16 protein-coding genes and 1 tRNA gene are annotated in these 19368 nt (G+C 34.9%); 11 read left to right on the top strand and 6 right to left on the bottom strand.

Annotated features, from left to right (window positions below; translation table 11 throughout):
- Positions 1-156: 156 nt before the first annotated feature.
- From ATE47_RS06810 to ATE47_RS06770, 9 genes are all read left to right on the top strand, one after another.
- Positions 157-591 carry a hypothetical protein gene (locus ATE47_RS06810; RefSeq protein ID WP_062161256.1) on the top strand — a complete coding sequence of 145 codons (435 nt, stop codon included), beginning with the start codon at positions 157-159 and terminating at the stop codon, positions 589-591.
- Between the two features lie 177 nt (positions 592-768).
- On the top strand, positions 769-1692 hold the full coding sequence (locus tag ATE47_RS06805; RefSeq protein ID WP_062161255.1) for an ABC transporter ATP-binding protein: 924 nt from the start codon (positions 769-771) through the stop codon (positions 1690-1692).
- Positions 1693-1858: 166 nt separating this feature from the next.
- Positions 1859-2308, top strand: a complete 450-nt coding sequence (locus ATE47_RS06800) for a MarR family winged helix-turn-helix transcriptional regulator (RefSeq protein ID WP_062163475.1) — start codon at positions 1859-1861, stop codon at positions 2306-2308.
- A gap of 20 nt (positions 2309-2328) precedes the next feature.
- Entirely contained in the window at positions 2329-4722 is a 2394-nt protein-coding gene (locus tag ATE47_RS06795) for a 3-hydroxyacyl-CoA dehydrogenase/enoyl-CoA hydratase family protein (protein WP_062161254.1), read from the top strand.
- 84 nt (positions 4723-4806) lie between these two features.
- Positions 4807-5271, top strand: coding sequence for an IS200/IS605 family transposase (tnpA, locus tag ATE47_RS06790; RefSeq protein ID WP_062161253.1), 465 nt, complete (start codon positions 4807-4809; stop codon positions 5269-5271).
- 109 nt (positions 5272-5380) lie between these two features.
- Entirely contained in the window at positions 5381-6559 is a 1179-nt protein-coding gene (locus tag ATE47_RS06785; RefSeq protein ID WP_062161252.1) for an acetyl-CoA C-acyltransferase, read from the top strand.
- Positions 6560-6591: 32 nt separating this feature from the next.
- Positions 6592-6951: a four helix bundle protein gene (locus ATE47_RS06780; protein ID WP_062161251.1), complete on the top strand. Its 360-nt coding sequence runs from the start codon at positions 6592-6594 to the stop codon at positions 6949-6951.
- Between the two features lie 49 nt (positions 6952-7000).
- Positions 7001-8788, top strand: coding sequence for an acyl-CoA dehydrogenase family protein (locus ATE47_RS06775; protein WP_062161250.1), 1788 nt, complete (start codon positions 7001-7003; stop codon positions 8786-8788).
- 411 nt (positions 8789-9199) lie between these two features.
- A complete protein-coding gene (locus tag ATE47_RS06770; RefSeq protein ID WP_062161249.1) occupies positions 9200-9646 on the top strand; it encodes a phosphohydrolase in 447 nt (148 codons plus the stop codon).
- On the opposite strand, the gene ATE47_RS06765 is transcribed toward ATE47_RS06770, so the two are convergent.
- Together ATE47_RS06765 and ATE47_RS06760 are read right to left on the bottom strand one after the other, a co-directional pair.
- On the bottom strand, positions 9643-10359 hold the full coding sequence (locus tag ATE47_RS06765; RefSeq protein ID WP_062161248.1) for a DUF2490 domain-containing protein: 717 nt from the start codon (positions 10357-10359) through the stop codon (positions 9643-9645). The genes ATE47_RS06770 and ATE47_RS06765 overlap by 4 nt on opposite strands.
- A 73-nt stretch (positions 10360-10432) precedes the next feature.
- A complete protein-coding gene (locus tag ATE47_RS06760) occupies positions 10433-12244 on the bottom strand; it encodes a TonB-dependent receptor (protein WP_062161247.1) in 1812 nt (603 codons plus the stop codon).
- A gap of 472 nt (positions 12245-12716) precedes the next feature.
- Here ATE47_RS06760 and uvrA point away from each other — a divergent pair, with 472 nt between their 5' ends.
- Positions 12717-15509 carry an excinuclease ABC subunit UvrA gene (gene uvrA, locus ATE47_RS06755; RefSeq protein ID WP_062161246.1) on the top strand — a complete coding sequence of 931 codons (2793 nt, stop codon included), beginning with the start codon at positions 12717-12719 and terminating at the stop codon, positions 15507-15509.
- 126 nt (positions 15510-15635) lie between these two features.
- On the opposite strand, the gene ATE47_RS06750 is transcribed toward uvrA, so the two are convergent.
- Positions 15636-16274 (bottom strand): NAD(P)-dependent oxidoreductase, encoded by a 639-nt coding sequence (locus tag ATE47_RS06750; RefSeq protein ID WP_062163474.1) that lies wholly within the window; start codon positions 16272-16274, stop codon positions 15636-15638.
- A 526-nt stretch (positions 16275-16800) separates the two neighbouring features.
- Between ATE47_RS06750 and ATE47_RS06745 the strand changes: the two genes are divergently transcribed.
- Positions 16801-16872, top strand: a tRNA-Arg gene (locus ATE47_RS06745).
- 20 nt (positions 16873-16892) lie between these two features.
- On the opposite strand, the gene ATE47_RS06740 is transcribed toward ATE47_RS06745, so the two are convergent.
- The 3 genes from ATE47_RS06740 to ATE47_RS06730 all read right to left on the bottom strand — a co-directional run bounded on the left by ATE47_RS06740 (position 16893) and on the right by ATE47_RS06730 (position 19223).
- Entirely contained in the window at positions 16893-17354 is a 462-nt protein-coding gene (locus ATE47_RS06740; protein ID WP_062161245.1) for a hypothetical protein, read from the bottom strand.
- A 35-nt stretch (positions 17355-17389) separates the two neighbouring features.
- On the bottom strand, positions 17390-18304 hold the full coding sequence (locus ATE47_RS06735; protein ID WP_062161244.1) for a helix-turn-helix domain-containing protein: 915 nt from the start codon (positions 18302-18304) through the stop codon (positions 17390-17392).
- 118 nt (positions 18305-18422) lie between these two features.
- Positions 18423-19223 carry an SDR family oxidoreductase gene (locus ATE47_RS06730; RefSeq protein ID WP_062161243.1) on the bottom strand — a complete coding sequence of 267 codons (801 nt, stop codon included), beginning with the start codon at positions 19221-19223 and terminating at the stop codon, positions 18423-18425.
- Between the last annotated feature and the right edge of the window lie 145 nt (positions 19224-19368).

Raw genomic sequence — 19368 nt, 5'->3', positions numbered from 1 at the left:
ATGAAAAGCTATTTTTATTTTAATAGCTTAAACGATTTATTAAAATTATTAAATTGATTATTAGCACTTTACAGAGATTAGAATAATAATTGTGAAAAAAAGTGTAAGGATTATGAGATGTCTCCGACTAAGCAGTGTATTTAAATTTTATACACTATGAACAAAAACATTTTAAAAGCAAGCGGAGCACTTTTTTTAATGCTTCTTAGTTTACCTTCAAATGCAGAAGGTCTTAAACAAAATCCATCAACTCATGCGGTAGAAAAAGTATCTCCTGTACAATCATCAGAGCCTTCTGTATTATCCCTAGGTAGTGCAAGACTTAGACCTGCTATAGACGATGAATATTACGCTATGTTAACGACTATTCCTTACACCGGGGGTAATGGAGCTGCATATCCAGTATGTTATATCGAATCTGTGGGAGTTACAGGGCTTACAGCAAGAATTACTGGAGGTAGACTTTCTAAGAGTGGTCGTATAGTCGTATCAATAATGGGAATACCTTCTGGTTCTGGGGTCGCTACTTTTGTAATTAATTTTGGAGGTAAGACCACTACACTTACTGTTAATGTAGCACCGGCTAATTAATCCTAAAATTTTGAAGTAATCTTGTTGAAGCTACCTCACTCGTGAGGTGGCTTCTTTTTTATATCTGGTTATCTGTAAAAAGATTGATTAAAAACAGAAAATTACTGCGTTGATTTTTTTACGCTTAAAACACTATTTTTGTAAAACAAACTTTACATTTTTGCGGAAAAATAAAAAATGCACCTAGAAGTAAACAAAGCAAACATCGGCTACAACAAAACCTTAATTTTAAATGCAAACACAAGCTTGAATTTAGGAGAAGTATGCTTATTGATAGGCAACAACGGTGTGGGAAAAACAACGTTAATAAAATCAATTCTACATCAAACTCCTTTATTGAGTGGAGAAATTTCTATTAATAATAAGAATATAAAAAATCTTTCCGTAAAAGAAATTGCCGAAAATATTGCTGTTGTTTTCTCAAAGTCGATTATTCCGCAGAATTATACGGTTGAGGATCTTATTTCGCTGGGAAAATATATTCATTATCCTTTTTATTTTGAGCTTAAAAAAGAAGACAGAGAAGAAGTTTCGGATATTATTAAAGAACTGGATTTAGATCAATACAAGCATACCTTATTGAGAAATCTTTCAGATGGGAACCTTCAAAAAGCCTTTATTGGCCGCGCTCTGACACAGAACTCTCCTATTATTATTTTAGATGAGCCAACAACTCATTTAGATGAAAAAAATAAAATTATTATTCTTAAAACACTTCGGAAATTAGCCAAAGAACAAAATAAATTAATCCTTTTTTCTTCCCACGATTGGCGTCTTGCAAAGGAATTTGCGGATAAAATTTGGTATGTGAAAAACGGTCATTTATATTCCGGAATTGTTGAGGATATCCTGCTTCAACATGATGAATTAATTAATCCTTCACTATTTGAAGTCAATGAAAATTTTGTTGCTCCAAAAATCAATGCTCCGGATTTTTATAAGGAAATGCTCTATTCTTTGCTCCAAAAAAACTTCCAAAAAGATCTTTCTTCCTTACATTTTGATTTTCAAGACAACTTTTGGGTTATTTCCAATGACTCCATGAAACAGCAATGTGAATCTTTCGAAGAAATCGTTAATTTAGTTAAAACCATTTACTAATACCATATTTTCATTATTAATCTCACATACTATGCATGCATAGTATTATGCTTGTCATATAATTTAACCTATTTATTGTCAGTGTATTAACAAATTTTAACTTTAAAATATGTTATGCATGCATAATATTTACTAAATTTGGGTAAAACCATTGCAACAAAAAATGATGGATAATAATAAAGACAAAATAGAAAATGTAGATTTAATTTTGAAGCAGACCTGGTTGGCTGTTTCAAAAATGTACACAGAATTGGCCCAGGAACATGATTCTACGGCTGTTCAGGCTCTCACTCTTCTGAAAATAGACCCAAAAGAAGGAACAAGAAGTACGAATCTGGGACCAAAAATGGCCATCGAACCCACTTCACTTACAAGAATTATCAAGCTTCTCGAAGACAACGGATATATCTATAAGGAAAAAACCACTACCGACAAAAGAGAGGTGATCATTAAGCTTACCGATAAAGGATTGAGTTCCAGGAATCTCTCAAAAGAAGTTGTTGTCAATTTCAACAAAAGAGTCATGGAAAAAATTGCTCCCGAAAAGCTTGAAACTTTTAAGGAAGTCATGAATGAAATTATGAAAATCGCGACTGATTTAAATAACAGAAAATAATAAACAAATCAATAAAATCAATGAAAAGAAGAATCAAACACGTTACGGTTCTTGGTTCAGGAATTATGGGAAGCGGTATTGCGGCGCACTTTGCCAATATTGGTGTAGAAGTTTCGTTGTTGGATATCGTACCTTTTGAACTTACTGAAGCAGAACAGAAAAAAGGTTTGACCAAAGATGATAAAGCGGTAAGAAACAGAATCGCTTCTGAAAACTTTGAAAAACTGAAAAAAGCAAGCCCGGCCCTGCTCTATTCCCCAAAATTTGCGGATAGAATTAAGGTTGGAAATTTTGATGATGATTTACAGAAAATAAAAAATACAGACTGGATTATTGAAGTTGTGGTTGAAAGGCTTGACATCAAAAAATCAGTTTATGAAAAAATCGAACAGTTCAGGAAGCCCGGAACATTGATTTCTTCTAATACATCGGGAATTCCTATCCATCTTTTAACAGAAGGAAGAAGCGAAGATTTCAAACAGTATTTTGCGGGAACGCATTTCTTTAATCCTGTGAGATATCTTCCTCTTTTAGAGATTATTCCTACCAACGATACACTTCCGGAAGTTATTAACTTCTATATGACTTACGGAGCAAAATTCTTAGGTAAAACAACAGTTTTAGCGAAAGACACTCCTGCATTTATCGCCAACAGAATTGGAGTTTTTTCCATGATGGATTTGCTTCACAATGTTCAAAAATTAGGTTTGACAATCTCTGAAGTCGATAAATTAACCGGTCCGGTAATTGGTCGTCCAAAATCTGCAACGTTCAGAACCGCTGATGTTGTTGGTTTGGATACTTTGGTGATGGTGGCAAACGGTGTTCGTGACAGTGGAGTTGAAAAAAATGACTTCTATAATGTTTTCGCCCTTCCAGATTACATCCAGAAAATGGTTGATAATAAATGGTTAGGTTCAAAAACTGAGCAAGGTTTCTATAAAAAAGTGAAAAATGCTGAAGGAAAGTCTGAAATTCACAGCTTAAATCTTGATACACTAGAATATGAGCTTCAAGGAAAATCTTCTTTCCCGACCTTAGAATTAACAAAAACTATCGATAAACCGATTGACAGATTTAAAATTTTAATTGGTGGAAAAGATAAAGCCGCAGAATTATACAGAAAATCTTTAGGTTCACTATTTGCTTACGTGTCACACAAAGTTCCTGAAATTTCTGATGAAATTTATAAGATCGATGATGCGATGAAAGCTGGTTTCGGTTGGGAAAACGGTCCGTTTGAAATCTGGGATGCCGTAGGTGTTCAAAAAGGTATTGAATTGACTAAAGATTCAGGTTATGAAGTTTCAGATTGGGTTAAAAATGTAGAGACTTTCTATAAAGTAAATGAAGAAGGGCAAAGTATTTATGTTGATAAAAACTCAGGCGAATACAACAAAATTCCTGGACAAGATGCTTTTATTATTTTAGATAATATCAGAAAAAATAAAACGCTTTGGAGTAATTCAGGAGCTTCGATTGAAGATCTTGGAGACGGAATTATCAACTTTGAAATCCGTTCTAAAATGAATTCTTTGGGAGGCGAAGTTTTAGATGGATTAAACAGAGCTATTGATTTAGCTGAAAAAGAATATGACGGATTAGTAATCGGAAATCAAGGCACGAATTTCTCTGTTGGAGCAAATTTAGCGATGATTTTAATGATGGCTATTGAGCAGGATTGGGATGATTTGAACATGGCGATCGCTTATTTCCAAAAATCTATGATGAGGGTTCGTTACTCCTCTATTCCCGTTGTCGTTGCTCCTCATGGAATGACGCTTGGCGGTGGTTGCGAAATGACCATGCATGCCGACAGAGTTGTCGCAGCAGCAGAAACTTACATTGGATTGGTTGAAACCGGAGTCGGTGTAATTCCCGGCGGTGGCGGAACGAAAGAGCTTACCTTAAGAACATCAAGAGAATTCCATAACGATGATGTTAAAAACAACAGACTTCGTGATGCTTTCATGAATATCGCCATGGGTAAAGTAGCTACTTCTGCTTATGAAGCTTATGATATGGGAATTCTTGAAAAAGGAAAAGATATCGTTTCCGTAAGCAAAAACAGACAGATCGCAGAAGCTAAAAAAGTAGCAAAATTATTGGCTGAACAAGGGTATACTCAACCAATCGAACAGAAAGTAAAAGTTCTTGGTAAAGACGCATTGGGAATGTTCTACGTAGGAACAGACCAGATGTTAACCGGAAATTATATCTCTGCACACGACAAAAAAATTGCGGATAAGTTAGCCAACGTAATGGTCGGAGGAAATCTTTCCGAACCAACGGTCGTAACCGAACAGTATTTATTGAATCTTGAAAGAGAAACTTTCCTGCAGCTTTGTGGCGAAAGAAAAACACTGGAGAGAATTCAGTATATGTTACAAAACGGAAAACCTTTGAGAAATTAATAGGGAGCTCCATAGGAGCGAACTGTTAATAGCTAAATTATAATTTTTGCAGAGCCTCGTAGAGGCGACCTGATAATAGCTTTTATGGCAAACACATACACACAAATTTATATTCAAATTGTTTTCGCTGTCAAAGGAAGGCAAAACCTTATTTCAAAAGAAAGCAGAGAGGAATTACATAAATTTATTGCAGGTATTGTTTCCCATAGAAATCAAAAATTATTCGCTGTTTTTGCAATGCCGGATCATGTTCATATTCTTGTAAGTATGAGTCCGACAGTTTCAATTTCAGATTTGGTAAGGGATATTAAAGCGGGTTCTTCAAAGTTCATTAATGAAAAAGGATGGACAAATGGAAAATTCAACTGGCAGGAAGGTTATGGTGCATTCTCTTATTCCAAAAGTAGTGTTGATCTGGTTGTAAAGTATATTTTAAACCAAGAAGAACATCACAAAAAGAAAACATTTAAAGAAGAATATTTGGATTTAATGGAAAAATTTGAAATCGAATATGATTCAAAATATTTATTCGAATGGATTGAAAATTAACAGGTCGCTCCTACGGAGCTCCGCGAACAAAGCAAAACAAACAAGCTATGAACAGTTTACCTCTACGAGGCAAAAAACTCTCAAAAAAATAAATTAATCAATAAAAAATATGAAAACAGCATATATAGTAAAGGGCTTCAGAACTGCCGTTGGAAAAGCTCCAAAAGGAAGTTTAAGATTCACGAGACCTGATGTAATGGCGGCTACAGTTATTGAAAAACTAATGGCTGAACTTCCGCAATTAGACAAAAACAGAATCGATGACCTTATCGTTGGAAATGCAATGCCGGAAGCGGAACAAGGCTTAAACGTTGCTCGTTTGATCTCTTTAATGGGATTGAATACTGACAAAGTTCCCGGTGTTACCGTGAACAGATATTGTGCATCAGGAAGTGAGGCAATTGCGATTGCTTCTGCAAAAATTCAGGCCGGAATGGCTGATTGTATTATTGCAGGAGGTACAGAATCAATGTCTTACATTCCGATGGGTGGTTACAAACCGGTTCCGGAAACGGAAATCGCAAAAACAAATCCTGATTATTATTGGGGAATGGGTTACACTGCTGAAGAAGTTGCAAAACAGTATAATATCACAAGAGAAGAACAGGATCAGTTTGCTTTTGAATCTCATATGAAAGCCTTAAAAGCTAATCAGGAAGGTAAATTTGCTAATCAGATCGTTCCGATTCCCGTTGAATATAATTTCTTAGATGAAAATCAGAAAATGCAGACCAAAAAGTTTGATTTTTCAGTGGATGAAGGTCCGAGAGCAGATACTTCTTTGCAAGGTTTAGCTAAATTAAGACCAGTTTTCGCCAATGGAGGAAGTGTAACAGCAGGAAACTCTTCTCAGATGAGTGACGGAGCTGCTTTTGTAATGGTAATGAGCGAAGAAATGGTAAAAGAATTAGGTCTTGAACCAGAAGCAAGATTAGTAGCCTATGCAGCAGCCGGTCTTGAACCAAGAATCATGGGAATGGGACCGATTTATGCAATTCCAAAGGCTTTGAAACAAGCAGGTTTAGAATTAAAAGATATTGAATTAATCGAATTAAACGAAGCATTCGCATCACAATCTGTTGCCATCAAAAAAGAATTAGGATTAAATCCTGACATTTTGAATGTTAATGGAGGTGCTATCGCTTTGGGTCACCCACTTGGATGCACCGGAACAAAATTAACTGTTCAGCTTCTTGACGAAATGAGAAAACGCGGAAACAAATACGGAATGGTTTCAATGTGTGTAGGAACAGGGCAAGGAGCTGCTTCAATCTTTGAACTTCTTTAAAAAAATTATAGATTTTAAATTATAAATTTTAGATGAAAAACTTCAAGGAAGATAATTTGATTCAGACAAAGACATTTGAATTTGCTTTAAGGATAATTAAATTTTATACTCAGTGTAAATCTCAAAATGAATTTATTCTATCAAAACAAATTCTTCGTTGCGGAACTTCAATTGGAGCAAATGTGGAAGAAGCAATCGCAGCTCAATCTAAAAAAGATTTTATCTCAAAACTATCTATTGCAAATAAAGAAGCCAGAGAAACGAAATATTGGTTGAAGCTTTATCAATCTTCAAATTTAGTTCAAATTGAAATTGATTCTTATTTAAATGAAATAGAAAGCATAATTAATATTTTGACTAAAATCATTAAAACTTCATCTGAAAATTTATAACTGAGATCTAATTTAAAATTTATAATCTAAAATTTAAAATCATAATATAATGACTACACTTAATAAAACATTAAAAGGAGGTGAGTTTTTAATAAAAGAAATTCCAGCTAACGAAATTTTCTCTTTGGAAGAACTTTCAGAAGAGCAAAAAATGCTTCGTGATTCTGCGAAAGAATTTATTGACAGAGAAGTTGTTCCGCAACATGATCGTTTTGAGAAAAAAGATTATGCCCTGACAGAAGAAACAATGCGCAAATTAGGCGAAATGGGACTTCTTGGAATCACCGTTCCTGAAGAATATGGTGGTCTTGGAATGGGATTCGTAAGCACTATGTTGGCTTGTGATTACGTTTCAGGAGGAAATGGTTCATTAGCAACAGCTTACGGAGCACATACCGGAATCGGGACATTGCCTACTCTTCTTTACGGAAGTGAAGAATTGAAAAAGAAATATCTTCCGGATTTGGCTACAGGAACAAAATTCGGAGCCTATTGTCTGACAGAACCTGATGCTGGTTCAGATGCCAATTCAGGGAAAACAAGAGCAAAATTGTCTGAGGACGGAAAACATTACATCATCAACGGACAAAAAATGTGGATTTCAAATGCAGGTTTTGCAGATACTTTTACGCTTTTTGCGAAAATTGATGATGATAAAAATATCACAGGTTTTGTAATTAACCGTTCAGAATTAGAAGACCCAAACAGCTTAACATTCGGTGAGGAAGAGCACAAATTAGGTATCCGTTCGTCCTCTACCCGTCAGGTTTTCTTCAATGATATGAAAATTCCTGTTGAAAATATGTTGGGCGAAAGAAACAATGGTTTCAAAATAGCTTTAAATGCTTTAAATGTTGGTAGAATTAAGTTAGCTGCAGCAAATCTTGATGGACAGAGAAGAATCTTGAACCACTCTATTCAATATTCAAATGAAAGAAAACAGTTTGGAGTTTCTATCTCAACGTTTGGAGCAATTAGAAAGAAAATCGCAGAAATGTCAACTGGTGTTTTTGTGAGCGAGGCGGGTTCTTACCGTTTAGCAAAAAATGTTGAAGATAAAATTGCAGAATTAGTTGCAGGCGGAATGGATCACCAGCAAGCTGAATTAAAAGGTGTTGAGGAATTCGCGGTAGAAGCTTCTATCCTTAAGGTTTTCGTGTCAGATCTTACTCAGGTAACGGCTGATGAGGGAATTCAGATTTACGGTGGAATGGGCTTCTCAGAAGATACTCCAATGGAATCTGCGTGGAGAGATGCCAGAATTGGAAGAATCTATGAAGGAACCAACGAAATCAACCGACTTTTAGCAGTTGGTATGTTGATCAAGAAAGCAATGAAAGGCGAACTGGATTTACTTTCTCCGGCAATGGCGATCAGTAAAGAATTAATGGGAATTCCGTCATTTGAAGTTCCTGATTATTCGGCTTTTATGAGCGAAGAAAAAGCAATTATTGCTAATCTTAAGAAAGTTTTCTTAATGGTTTCCGGAGCTGCACTTCAAAAATATATGATGGATATTGAGAAACAACAACATTTACTATTAAATGCTTCTGAAATTCTTAACCAGATCTATATGGCAGAATCTGCGATTTTAAGAGCAGAAAAACACTTCTCTCCTGATTCTGTGGAAGCTGCAATGGCTCAGTTGAATCTTTACAAAGCTGTTGAGAAGATCATTGTTGCTGCAAAAGAAGGAATTATTTCTTTCGCAGAAGGTGACGAACAGAGAATGATGCTTTCCGGATTGAGAAGATTCACGAAATATACAAACAATCCTAATGTAGTGGCATTGACTGAAAAAGTGGCTGCTCATTATATTGGAAAAGGAAATTATTAGTCTTATAATAAATTTGATTTTTAAACGTCTCAATTTTTGGGACGTTTTTTTGTATTTAAATTTTTCTTATTTTTAATTTAAAATACAACAGCAATAACCCAGACAAATTGATACTGCTAAGCTTCGAAAATATTACGAATCCAAAAAAGATCAGAAGCTTAAAGGTAATGATCAGGAATTTTGGTCTAAAAATTCCACATTGGGAGGATCTAAAAAAGATTATTCACCATTTAAAATTTTAAATGGTGTGCCACAGGAACAAAGAGCTGAATCCGATCATTTGGAAATCAACTAATTGTTGAAATCTTCTTTACAATATTTTTTAAGCAGAATTAATTTCTGTAAATAAATTTTGTTAAATGTCTCAATATTTTGGGGCATTTATTATTTTTGTAATCTACTTTATTTATAATGACAAAAGAAGAACTACTCCATAGGGCTATAAAAATTGCCGACAAGGCTCACAAAGGACAAACCGACAAATATCACGCTCCCTACATCGCCCACGTAATGAGGGTAATGGAATACGGTAAAACGATGGACGAAAAAATCGTTGGGGTTTTGCATGATGTTGTTGAAGATCATCCTCTCGAGTTTAGTCTCGATTACCTGAGAAGCGAAGGTTTCCCGGAATATATCATCTTTGCAATCAGCTGTCTGACAAAATTTGATCCTGATGAAGATTACGACGATTTTGTGAAAAGAACCGAACGTTCTCCGCTTGCTGTAGCCGTAAAACTGAATGATCTTCGTGATAATATGGATCTGAGAAGGGTTAATCGTGAGCTTACTCAAAAAGACATCAAAAGATTCAACAAATATTTAAAGGCCTATCATTATCTGATAGAAAAATATTAATCCGCACCCGGGTAATCATACGTTCTCACCGGATGATTTGTACCGTCGATATTGATATTTAAAGCAAGATAAACGAAATGAAGATTTTTGTTTCCTGATGCATCGAACTCCCTTTGCCAAAGATATCCCGATGCAATTCCGAAATGGTCGTCGATCTGATAACCGAATCCGCCATATACCCTGTTTCTGGCGAAAGTAGGTTTCATCGGGCTTACAAGGAAAATTTCGTCATAAACGTTAGCGAAAACGGTTCCTTTTTTCACTTCTTTAGCGTTTAGGGGAACACTGATATTCAGACGGTAACGGTAACGCATTCTTTGTGAAGACTTGTCTGTTTTGGGCTCGTAAAACCAGCTCTTTTCCGCACGCAGACGGTTTTCAAATTTTACAATACCTTTCTTTAAATCAATGACATCCTGAAGCCAAACACGGAACTCTTCACGGTTCAGGCTATGGTTTTTGTAAGTTACATATCTTCCGAGACCTACAAAGGGCTTATGATTTTTAGTAAGATAATATCCCACTCCCCCTTTTATTTCATAATAATCCGGGTAAGTATATTCTTCATTTCCACGAAGCTGGCCTTCTGCATACAGGAAAAATTTTGGATGAAACTTATACGTAAGAGTTAATGCATTAAAACTGGAAATATGTTCCTGAGCTTTTAATAAAGTAAGGCTTAAAAGTAAACTAAGACTTAAGAAAAGTTTCATCTAAAAAATTTTTGCAAATGTAAATTAATTAACAATTTCGTAATATTAACTTTAGTTCATTATTTATTAACATTTAATTAATATTAATAGTATATGAAAAGCCCACGTGGAACCATCTTTTCGGCATTTGTACCCCAAAAGTTTCTGTATATGAAGTATTTGTTAAATTATTGATTAAAACATACACTGAAAAGTCATTTTTAACGAAACTTATTTTTTCATCTAAAAGATTATAACTGCCAAGATTTTCTCTTTCATTATAACGATAAATAATTTCATTGGTGAAATTTTTGAGGAATTTTGTTTCTAGTTTCGCTATAAACTGATGCTTCAGGTTTTCCAGAACATATCGGGAAACAAACTCATCAGAAGCCTTAAACTCATTATCAAGATAAGTATATCCTGCCGTATATTTAAGCCAGCTTAAAACCCTTTGATTCAACTCTATTTCTATTCCTTTAGTATTGATATTCCCCACATTTTGAGCGTACCAGATAGGATCATCTAAAGTGTTTTTTATCCAGTCGATCGAATTGCTGGAATTCCTCATAAAACCACTGATTTTAGCCAACAAATTTTTATTCTGAAACTGATAGCCAACTTCTGCCGATACGGCATTCTCAGGCAATAAATTGACATTGCCTACTTCTGTTTTACTTACATAGTAAAGGTCTGTAAAAGTAGGAACCCTCGAAACCTTTGAAATATTTCCGTAAATTTTATTACTTTGATTAAAACTATATCCAACATCTAATCCCGGATAGAAAAAATTTCCTTCCTTGGAATAATTTGCCCATGAAAAGCCCGGACTGATATTCAATTTTTTGTCAAAGAATGAAAAATGATGCTCAAAGAAAACTTGCGAAACAAAACGGTTTCTGTCGCCCAAATTATTACTCGCTAAAAACTCCTTTCTCAGCTCAACACCAACTCCCGTTGTTCCCAATCCCCATTCATAGCTGGAATTAACCTCGCCGCCTACATTATTCCCGATGTGCATATTGCGATAAATTTCAGGTTTTTCCCTGTTAAAAAGATACATATCCTGGCCTCTTCTCCAATAGATATTAGAATGAAACTTTAGTTTTCCGAAGGTCTGCTGATGCGCCAGACTAACCACAGAAGCCTGCGTTTCCTCATATTGCTCTGTAGCTTTCGGTGAAGAATAAAACCCGTTTGCCCCGAATTTTTTCTCTGAAAAACCAGCCTGCAATCTAAGGTCGCCGTTTTTTATATTTAATTTACTCTGATAAAAAATATTCCTGATTTCATAATCGGTATTGTGCATATAGCCCTGTGAGGAATTGGTATTTGCCTGAAGGGAATTTGAAAACTTTTCATTCCCCAATTGAGCATTCATACCGAAACCATAGCTTTCGTAGTCTCCTCCTTCCGCACTTATTTTCACTCTTTTCCCAATATGGGTTTTGGTGATAATGTTAATGACTCCCGCAAAAGCATTTTGCCCAAACCTCCTTGCTCCGGGACCTTTTATCACTTCTATCCTTTCCACATCTTCCAGATCAATAGGTAAATTCATGGAATTGTGGCCGGTCTGAGAATCATTCATTCTGATTCCGTTCAACAAAAGAAGTACCTGCTCAAACGAACTTCCCCGGAAACCAAGATCGCTCTGTACGCCATTGGCTCCCCTTCTTCTGATATCCATTCCCGGAATCTGCTGGAGGATTTCATCAATACTTTTTGCCGGCGAATTTTGAATTTCTTCCCGTGTGATGACCATAATATTCTGGTTGGCAATTTTATAAGGTATGGAAATCAGTTTTCCCTGAATTTCAATGGTTTCAATATCAGTTGATCTTTCCTGTGCCTGAACAAAAAACAATGCTCCGAGGAAAAAAATACTTCCTATTTTTCTTATCATAATCAGAATATTCTCAATTAGTTTCGCAAGCCCAAAAGTAATGGAGTTCGGGAAGACACACAAATGATAGTTGTCATAAAAAAAGATGCAGTTGGGGACTGCATCTTCTGGGAAGTAATTTCGTTATCTTTTTCTCATTAAATGTGTAACTAGATCTCTGATTAGTTTTCTCATTTCTATATTACATATTTATGAATACAATTTTAAATAATTTTAAAATACAAAACAATAGTCTGAACTTAAAAAAACATAAAAATCTTAAAATTTAACATTGAGTATCAATTATATGCAATGAATAATATATTTGTAAATATATTTTATCACAATAATAAGTCTAATATTTGTCGAGGTTTTAAGCTATAAAGTTGATATCAAATCGAAATATTAAGTGAAAAACATTCATTCAATTTGAGTATAATTAAATCAAAAAAATCCGCTAAAAATTCGTAATTTTGTTAGTCTTAATTTTACTATGGCTCATACAACAGATATAGATATAAAAAAGCAGATTTTCGTTAAGAATGCACACCTTAACAATCTGAAACACATAGATGTACTCATCCCGAAAAATAAATTAATTGTCATCACAGGAGTTTCCGGAAGCGGAAAATCTTCCCTGGCTTTCGACACAATTTATGCGGAAGGACAGAGAAGATATGTAGAGAGTTTAAGCTCTTACGCCCGTCAGTTTTTGGGAAAATTAGAAAAACCTAAAGTTGATGATATTAAAGGCTTGGCGCCTTCAATTGCAATCCAACAAAAGGTAATTTCCTCGAATCCGCGATCAACAGTGGGAACTTCAACGGAAATTTATGATTACATGAAACTTCTTTTCGCAAGAATCGGGAAGACATTTTCTCCGGCTTCGGGTGAAGAAGTAAAAAAAGATTCGGTTTCTGATGTGATAGACTTCATTAAAGCTTCCAAAAAAGATACTTCATTTTTACTGACCGCCCCATTGGAATATGATATCGCAAATTTTGGTGAAAATTTGAATGTCTTAAAGCTGGCTGGTTTCACAAGACTGGAAATCAACGGAAATGTAGCAGGAATTGAGGATCTGGAAAGTTTTGGGTTCACTCCCGAAAAAGATATGGAAATCAATCTGGTAATCGACCGTTTTTCCTACGAAGAAGATGAAAGCTTTTTGCAGCGTCTGGCAGATTCTATTCAGATGGCGTTTTATGAAGGACGCGGATATTGTTCATTAAAGAATGCTGATACCGGAAAAATAAGAGAATTTTCCAATAAGTTTGAGTTGGACGGGATAGAATTTCTTGAACCCAATGTACATTTTTTCAGTTTTAATAATCCTTATGGCGCTTGTCCGACTTGTGAAGGTTACGGAAAAGTTATCGGGATCGACGAAGATCTTGTGGTTCCCAACAAAACACTATCCATTTTTGAAGACGCAGTCGTTTCCTGGAGAGGCGAAAGCATGAGCGAATGGAAAAAAGATTTTATTAAAAAAGCGAAAGACTTCCCTATTCATAAGCCTTATCATCAATTAACAAAAGAACAGAAAAACTATCTTTGGAAGGGTGACGGCAAAAGTACATTTCCATCGATCAATAATTTCTTCAAGATGCTTGAGGAAAATTTATACAAAATTCAGTATCGTGTAATGCTTTCCCGTTATCGCGGAAAGACGCTTTGCCCGACCTGTGAAGGACTTAGATTACGAGAGGAAACGAGCTGGGTAAAAATTGACGGACACAATATCCAGTCGATGATTGAGCTTCCTTTGGACGAGCTTTTTCCATTAATTAACAGCTTAAAACTTTCCGAACACGATCAGGAAGTTGCAAAAAGATTATTATATGAAATCACAACCCGCCTTGAATTTTTATTAAAGGTAGGTCTGGGATATTTAACAATAAACAGGACTTCAAATACCCTTTCCGGTGGTGAAAGTCAGAGGATTAATCTTGCAACGAGCTTGGGAAGTTCCCTGGTGGGGTCTATTTATATTTTAGACGAACCGTCAATCGGGTTGCATTCAAGAGATACTGAAAATTTAATTGAAGTATTGAAAAACCTTCGTGACCTGGGTAACACAGTAATTGTTGTAGAACATGATGAAGATGTGATGAAAGCCGCGGATTATATTATTGATATTGGTCCGGAAGCAGGATATCTCGGTGGCGAACTGGTTTTTGCAGGTGTTTATAAGGACTTGAAAAGTGCAGATACTTTAACGTCAAAATACCTGACCGGAAGACTAGAAATCAAAGTTCCGGAAAAACGCAGAAAAGCAAAGGAATGGATCAATATAAAAGGAGCCCGACAAAATAACCTTAAAAATATCGACGTTGATGTTCCTCTGGAAAGTCTGGTGGTGATTTCCGGTGTTTCTGGAAGTGGAAAATCTACTTTAATGAAGGAAATCCTTACGAACGATATTCAGATTCAATTAGGAATGGGCGGAAAAAAAGGAGATTATGATTCTGTAGAGTTTCCGAAAAAGCTGATTAAGCATATTGAGCTTATTGACCAAAACCCGATCGGAAAATCTTCAAGATCCAATCCCGTGACCTATCTGAAAGCTTACGATGATATTCGTGATCTTTTTGCGAAACAAAAGGTGGCAAAAATGATGGGCTACAAACCGAAACATTTTTCCTTCAATGTGGATGGCGGAAGATGCGATGAATGTAAGGGTGAAGGTGTGATCAATGTTTCCATGCAGTTTATGGCGGATATCGAGCTTGAATGCGAGGTTTGCAAAGGAACCCGTTTTAAAAACGAAATTCTGGATGTAAGATACGACGAGAAAAATATTTCCGATATTCTTCACATGACTGTTGATGAATCGCTTGAGTTTTTCAAAGATAATAATGAAGATAAAATTGTAACGAAATTAAAGCCATTACAGGATGTAGGTCTTGGATATCTGCAGCTGGGGCAAAGCTCTTCTACCCTTTCCGGCGGTGAGGCACAGCGTGTAAAACTGGCTTCATTCCTGGTAAAAGGTGTAACGACAGATAAAACGTTATTCGTTTTTGATGAGCCGTCGACAGGTTTGCATTTCCATGATATTCAAAAATTGCTGAAATCTTTGCAGGCTTTGATTGATCTGGGGCATTCCGTGATTGTTATTGAGCATCAGCCGGATATTATCAAATGTGCAGATTACATCATAGACATTGGCCCGGAAGCTGGAAAACACGGTGGCGAGGTTGTTTTTGCCGGAACACCGGAAGATCTCACAAAAAATAAAAAATCCCATACAGCAAAGTATATAAAAGAAAAGCTGGAAAATTAAAAATAAGAAGAGAGTCGGTTTGACTCTCTTTTTTGTTTGTTTAAAGACTAATATCACAAATACTTTCACAAATATTCACACATTTAAAAAAGTGGAATTTATGGAAAAAGTTACTGGAATTGGTATTTAAAGGATATTATACAAAAACGGACTCTGCCGAACAAAAGTTTTATCATCAATTTGAGAAACCAAAAATTCTGCAAGATCTGTTGCACTGATATTTCCTCCTTTGCAGTCTTCTAAGCTTGTTTCGGTTTTGAAACTTTCCGAAGTCAGATTGATTAGCGGAAGCCTTACCAAAGTCCAATCCAGGTTACTATCAGCGAGAAGTTCGTATTCTTTTTGCTTGTCTTCTGTGGTTTCGGGGTAATTTTGATACATCCAGTCGGTTGCCATTTTCATTTTTTCATTTTTACTGTCAAAAGGTGAATTTACACTCAAGCCGGTTGTTGCAATATATCTTTTAATCCCATTAAAATTCATTGCTCTGATAATGTTTTCCGCAGCATCACTGAAAATTGATTTTTCGTCTTTCGGCTGGCCAAGCGTACTTATTACAACGCTGCAATTTTTAATTAGATTATTGATTGATTCATAATCTCTTGCATCGCCTTTTACGATTTCAACTAAAGGATTTTTAATGGTGAAATTCTCAGGATTTCTTAGTAGTAATTTGATTGAATAGTTTTTATGTAAAAGATTCTGAACAAGATATTTTCCTGATTTTCCTGTTCCGCCGATTACGGCAATAGTATTTGTTTTCATAACTGTCTCTTTATAGTTATTGGCCAATTAGCAATTAGCAAATAAGCCTTTTTGATTTAAGATAATAGATAATTTTGGCCCGGAAAAATCAGGCCTTAGTTCTCAGGCTAGAAGATTTTGTCCTGAGTTTTATAGGTAATATTTATAAAGAGATTTTAATGGTTTAAAGTTAATATTTTTCTTAATTAAAACAACAGAAAGCTTTTTGGGGCACTTATCCACAAAAAAATGTGGATAACATGTGAATTTTAACATTTAGTTCATTGTTTATAAAGAAAATTATTCCTACATTTACTATGAAATAAAACTGAAGTGGAAACATATTTTGCTTTTTTCAGCTTTGAAATCGCAATTAAATTTATAAAAATTTAAGCACAGCATTGTCGGCTGTGCTTTTTTATTGTTGTCTAATTAAAAAAATGAGATGTATTTATCTACTGAATCCGTTCCTAAAGAGCGGATTCTTTCATCTCTTTTTACTATCCTATTGATTTTTTACAGATAAGTTTATAAATTTACAGCAATAGGCCTCATAGTTCAATGGATAGAATAGAAGTTTCCTAAACTTTAGATCCAAGTTCGATTCTTGGTGAGGTTACAAAATATAATATTTTAAAATTATGAACCTGTTTTTTTATTTTTTTTATTAATAGGTTTCTCTTTTGATATCCAAAGACCGCCAATAACATTTTTATCGTGATAAACCCAAGCACTTAAATATTTTAAAGTCTGATCTTTTTCATTATTAATATCGAAAATAAATAGCTCAACAGGATCATCATTTTTAGTACTATTTAGAATATAAGCAGAATTAAATTTTGAAATTTTCACTTTTTCAGTATTTGAACATGCTTTTTCCATTCCTTCATTTACTTCTTTTTCTATTCTTTTAGAAATAATAAAATCCTTAAATTCAGTATAATCCTTATTTCTACATTTGTCTAAATATTGATTGATAAATTTTTCTGCGATCTGAAGTCTTTCTTGATTTACTTTAGAATTGTCAATTTTTGTATAAAGTTTTTGAGCAAAACTAAAAGTTGAAAGAATTGTTAAGCTTGTTAATAATATTTTTTTCATTCATTTGTTTTAGAACACAAAAATAAAAATTATATTTAATTAAAAGATTGCTTATATCCCAACGGTGTCACATTCATCTTCTTTTTAAATAATTTATTGAAAGACTGTGAATGCTCAAAACCGAGCTGATAAGCCACTTCTGACACGGAAAAATTCGTTGTGGTGAGATATTCTTTAGCTTTTTCGATCAGTTTTTCATGAATATGCTGCTGCGCATTCTGGCCCGTAAGATTTCTAAGCATATCACTAAGATAATGAGGTGACAAATTCAGTTCGGAAGCCAAAAATTCTACTGTTGGAAGCCCTTTTGTTAAGGTATTTTGGGTATTGAAGTAGTTTTCCAGAAGATCCTCCATTTTGGTAAGCAGATCATGATTTACCACTTTTCGGGTAATGAATTGCCTTTTGTAAAAACGGTTGCTGTAGTTCAATAAAACTTCCAGGTATGAAATAATAACATCCTGACTTATTTCATCAATTGATGTATTCAGTTCATCATTAATATTATTCATTAATCCTGTAATTAAAGTTTTTTCTTTTTCTGATAAATGCAATGCTTCATTCGTATCATAAGAAAAGAAACCGTATTTCTTGATATTTTTCGCTAAAGGATAATTTCGCAGGAAGTCTGGATGAATAAACAATGTATATCCTTGATATTCAGCATCGCTATCAGTAAATAAAACCTGATTGGGTGCCGTAAACATCATTCCACCTTCATTAAAATCATAATATCCCTGCCCATAACCCATTTTGCCGTTTTCAGAAAATTTATAGGAAACTTTGTAAAAGCCTAATGTAAAACTTCTGTCAAGATAGTATTTATCAACACTCATTTTCGTATTGTCCACCAAACTGATCAGCGGATGAAGCGGTTTCTGAACACCCAAAACCTGGTGAAGCTCAGAAATTGAAGAAAATTTTAAAAGAGAATTGTCTTTTTTTTCCATGATTTAAAGGTACAAAATTAAGTTTTAGAGTTTTTGTATTGGAAGGTTTGAGTGTTTGAGTGTTTTAGTGTTGCTTGGAAAAATAAACCCTAAAACACTCTAGCCCTCAAGCTCAAGCTCAATTAATAAACTGCTTCCCAAACTGCTCTCTAAAAGCTTCCACACCCATTTCCAATCGCTGTGCATATAATGCTTTGGCATCTTCTCCTGCAATGTATGTCAATTGCTTTTTACCGTCTGTTGCAGCTTCGTACACTACTTCCGCGATACGTCCCGGAGCTGTTGCATGCTCCATCATGGCTTCCGTATTCGAGAACATGGTATTGACAAGACTTTCATATTCAGGCTGATTTCCCGTGTCCAAAGAACGGCTGATAAAATCTGTTTTAATTCCGCCCGGAGCAACGGTTTTAATATTGATGCCTAAAGTATTTAATTCAAAAGCCAAACTTTCGCTCCATCCTTCCAATGCCCATTTTGTTGCATGATAAATTGAGCTGATCGGGAAGGTTAATAATCCGCCAATTGAAGTTGTTGAAATAAACATTCCCTGTTTTTTTTCTCTGAAATAAGGAATAAAAGCCTGTGTCACACGGATAACTCCTAATAAATTTGTTGTGATCTGTCTCACCACCTGGTCATCAGTTAAGGATTCCAACGGCCCAATCAATCCGTAACCCGCGTTGTTGAATACTACATCAACATCACTGATTTCCAATGCTTTTTTTGTTGCTGATTTGATCTGTTCCAGATTTGTAACATCTAATGGAAGTAAAGTAACGTTATCCATTTGTGTTAATTCTGTTTCTGCTTCCGGGTTTCTCATCGTTGCAATGACGTTCCATCCTTTGTTCTGAAATAATTTTGCTGTTGCTTTTCCAAGTCCTGTAGAGGCGCCTGTTATGAAAATTGTTTTCATTTTTTTATTGTTTAAAAATTACATGACAAAGGTCTGCACTTCAAAAAAGATTAAAGTTGCCAAAACGGATATTGATGTAGTCAAAATGAATTGGTCTGAAAATTTCATTCTTTAAATCATTAAGGATTAATTAATTATATTCACC

It is taken from the genome of Chryseobacterium sp. IHB B 17019 (assembly GCF_001456155.1).
GTDB lineage: Bacteria > Bacteroidota > Bacteroidia > Flavobacteriales > Weeksellaceae > Chryseobacterium.
This window is presented reverse-complemented; position numbering and strand designations above follow the sequence as displayed.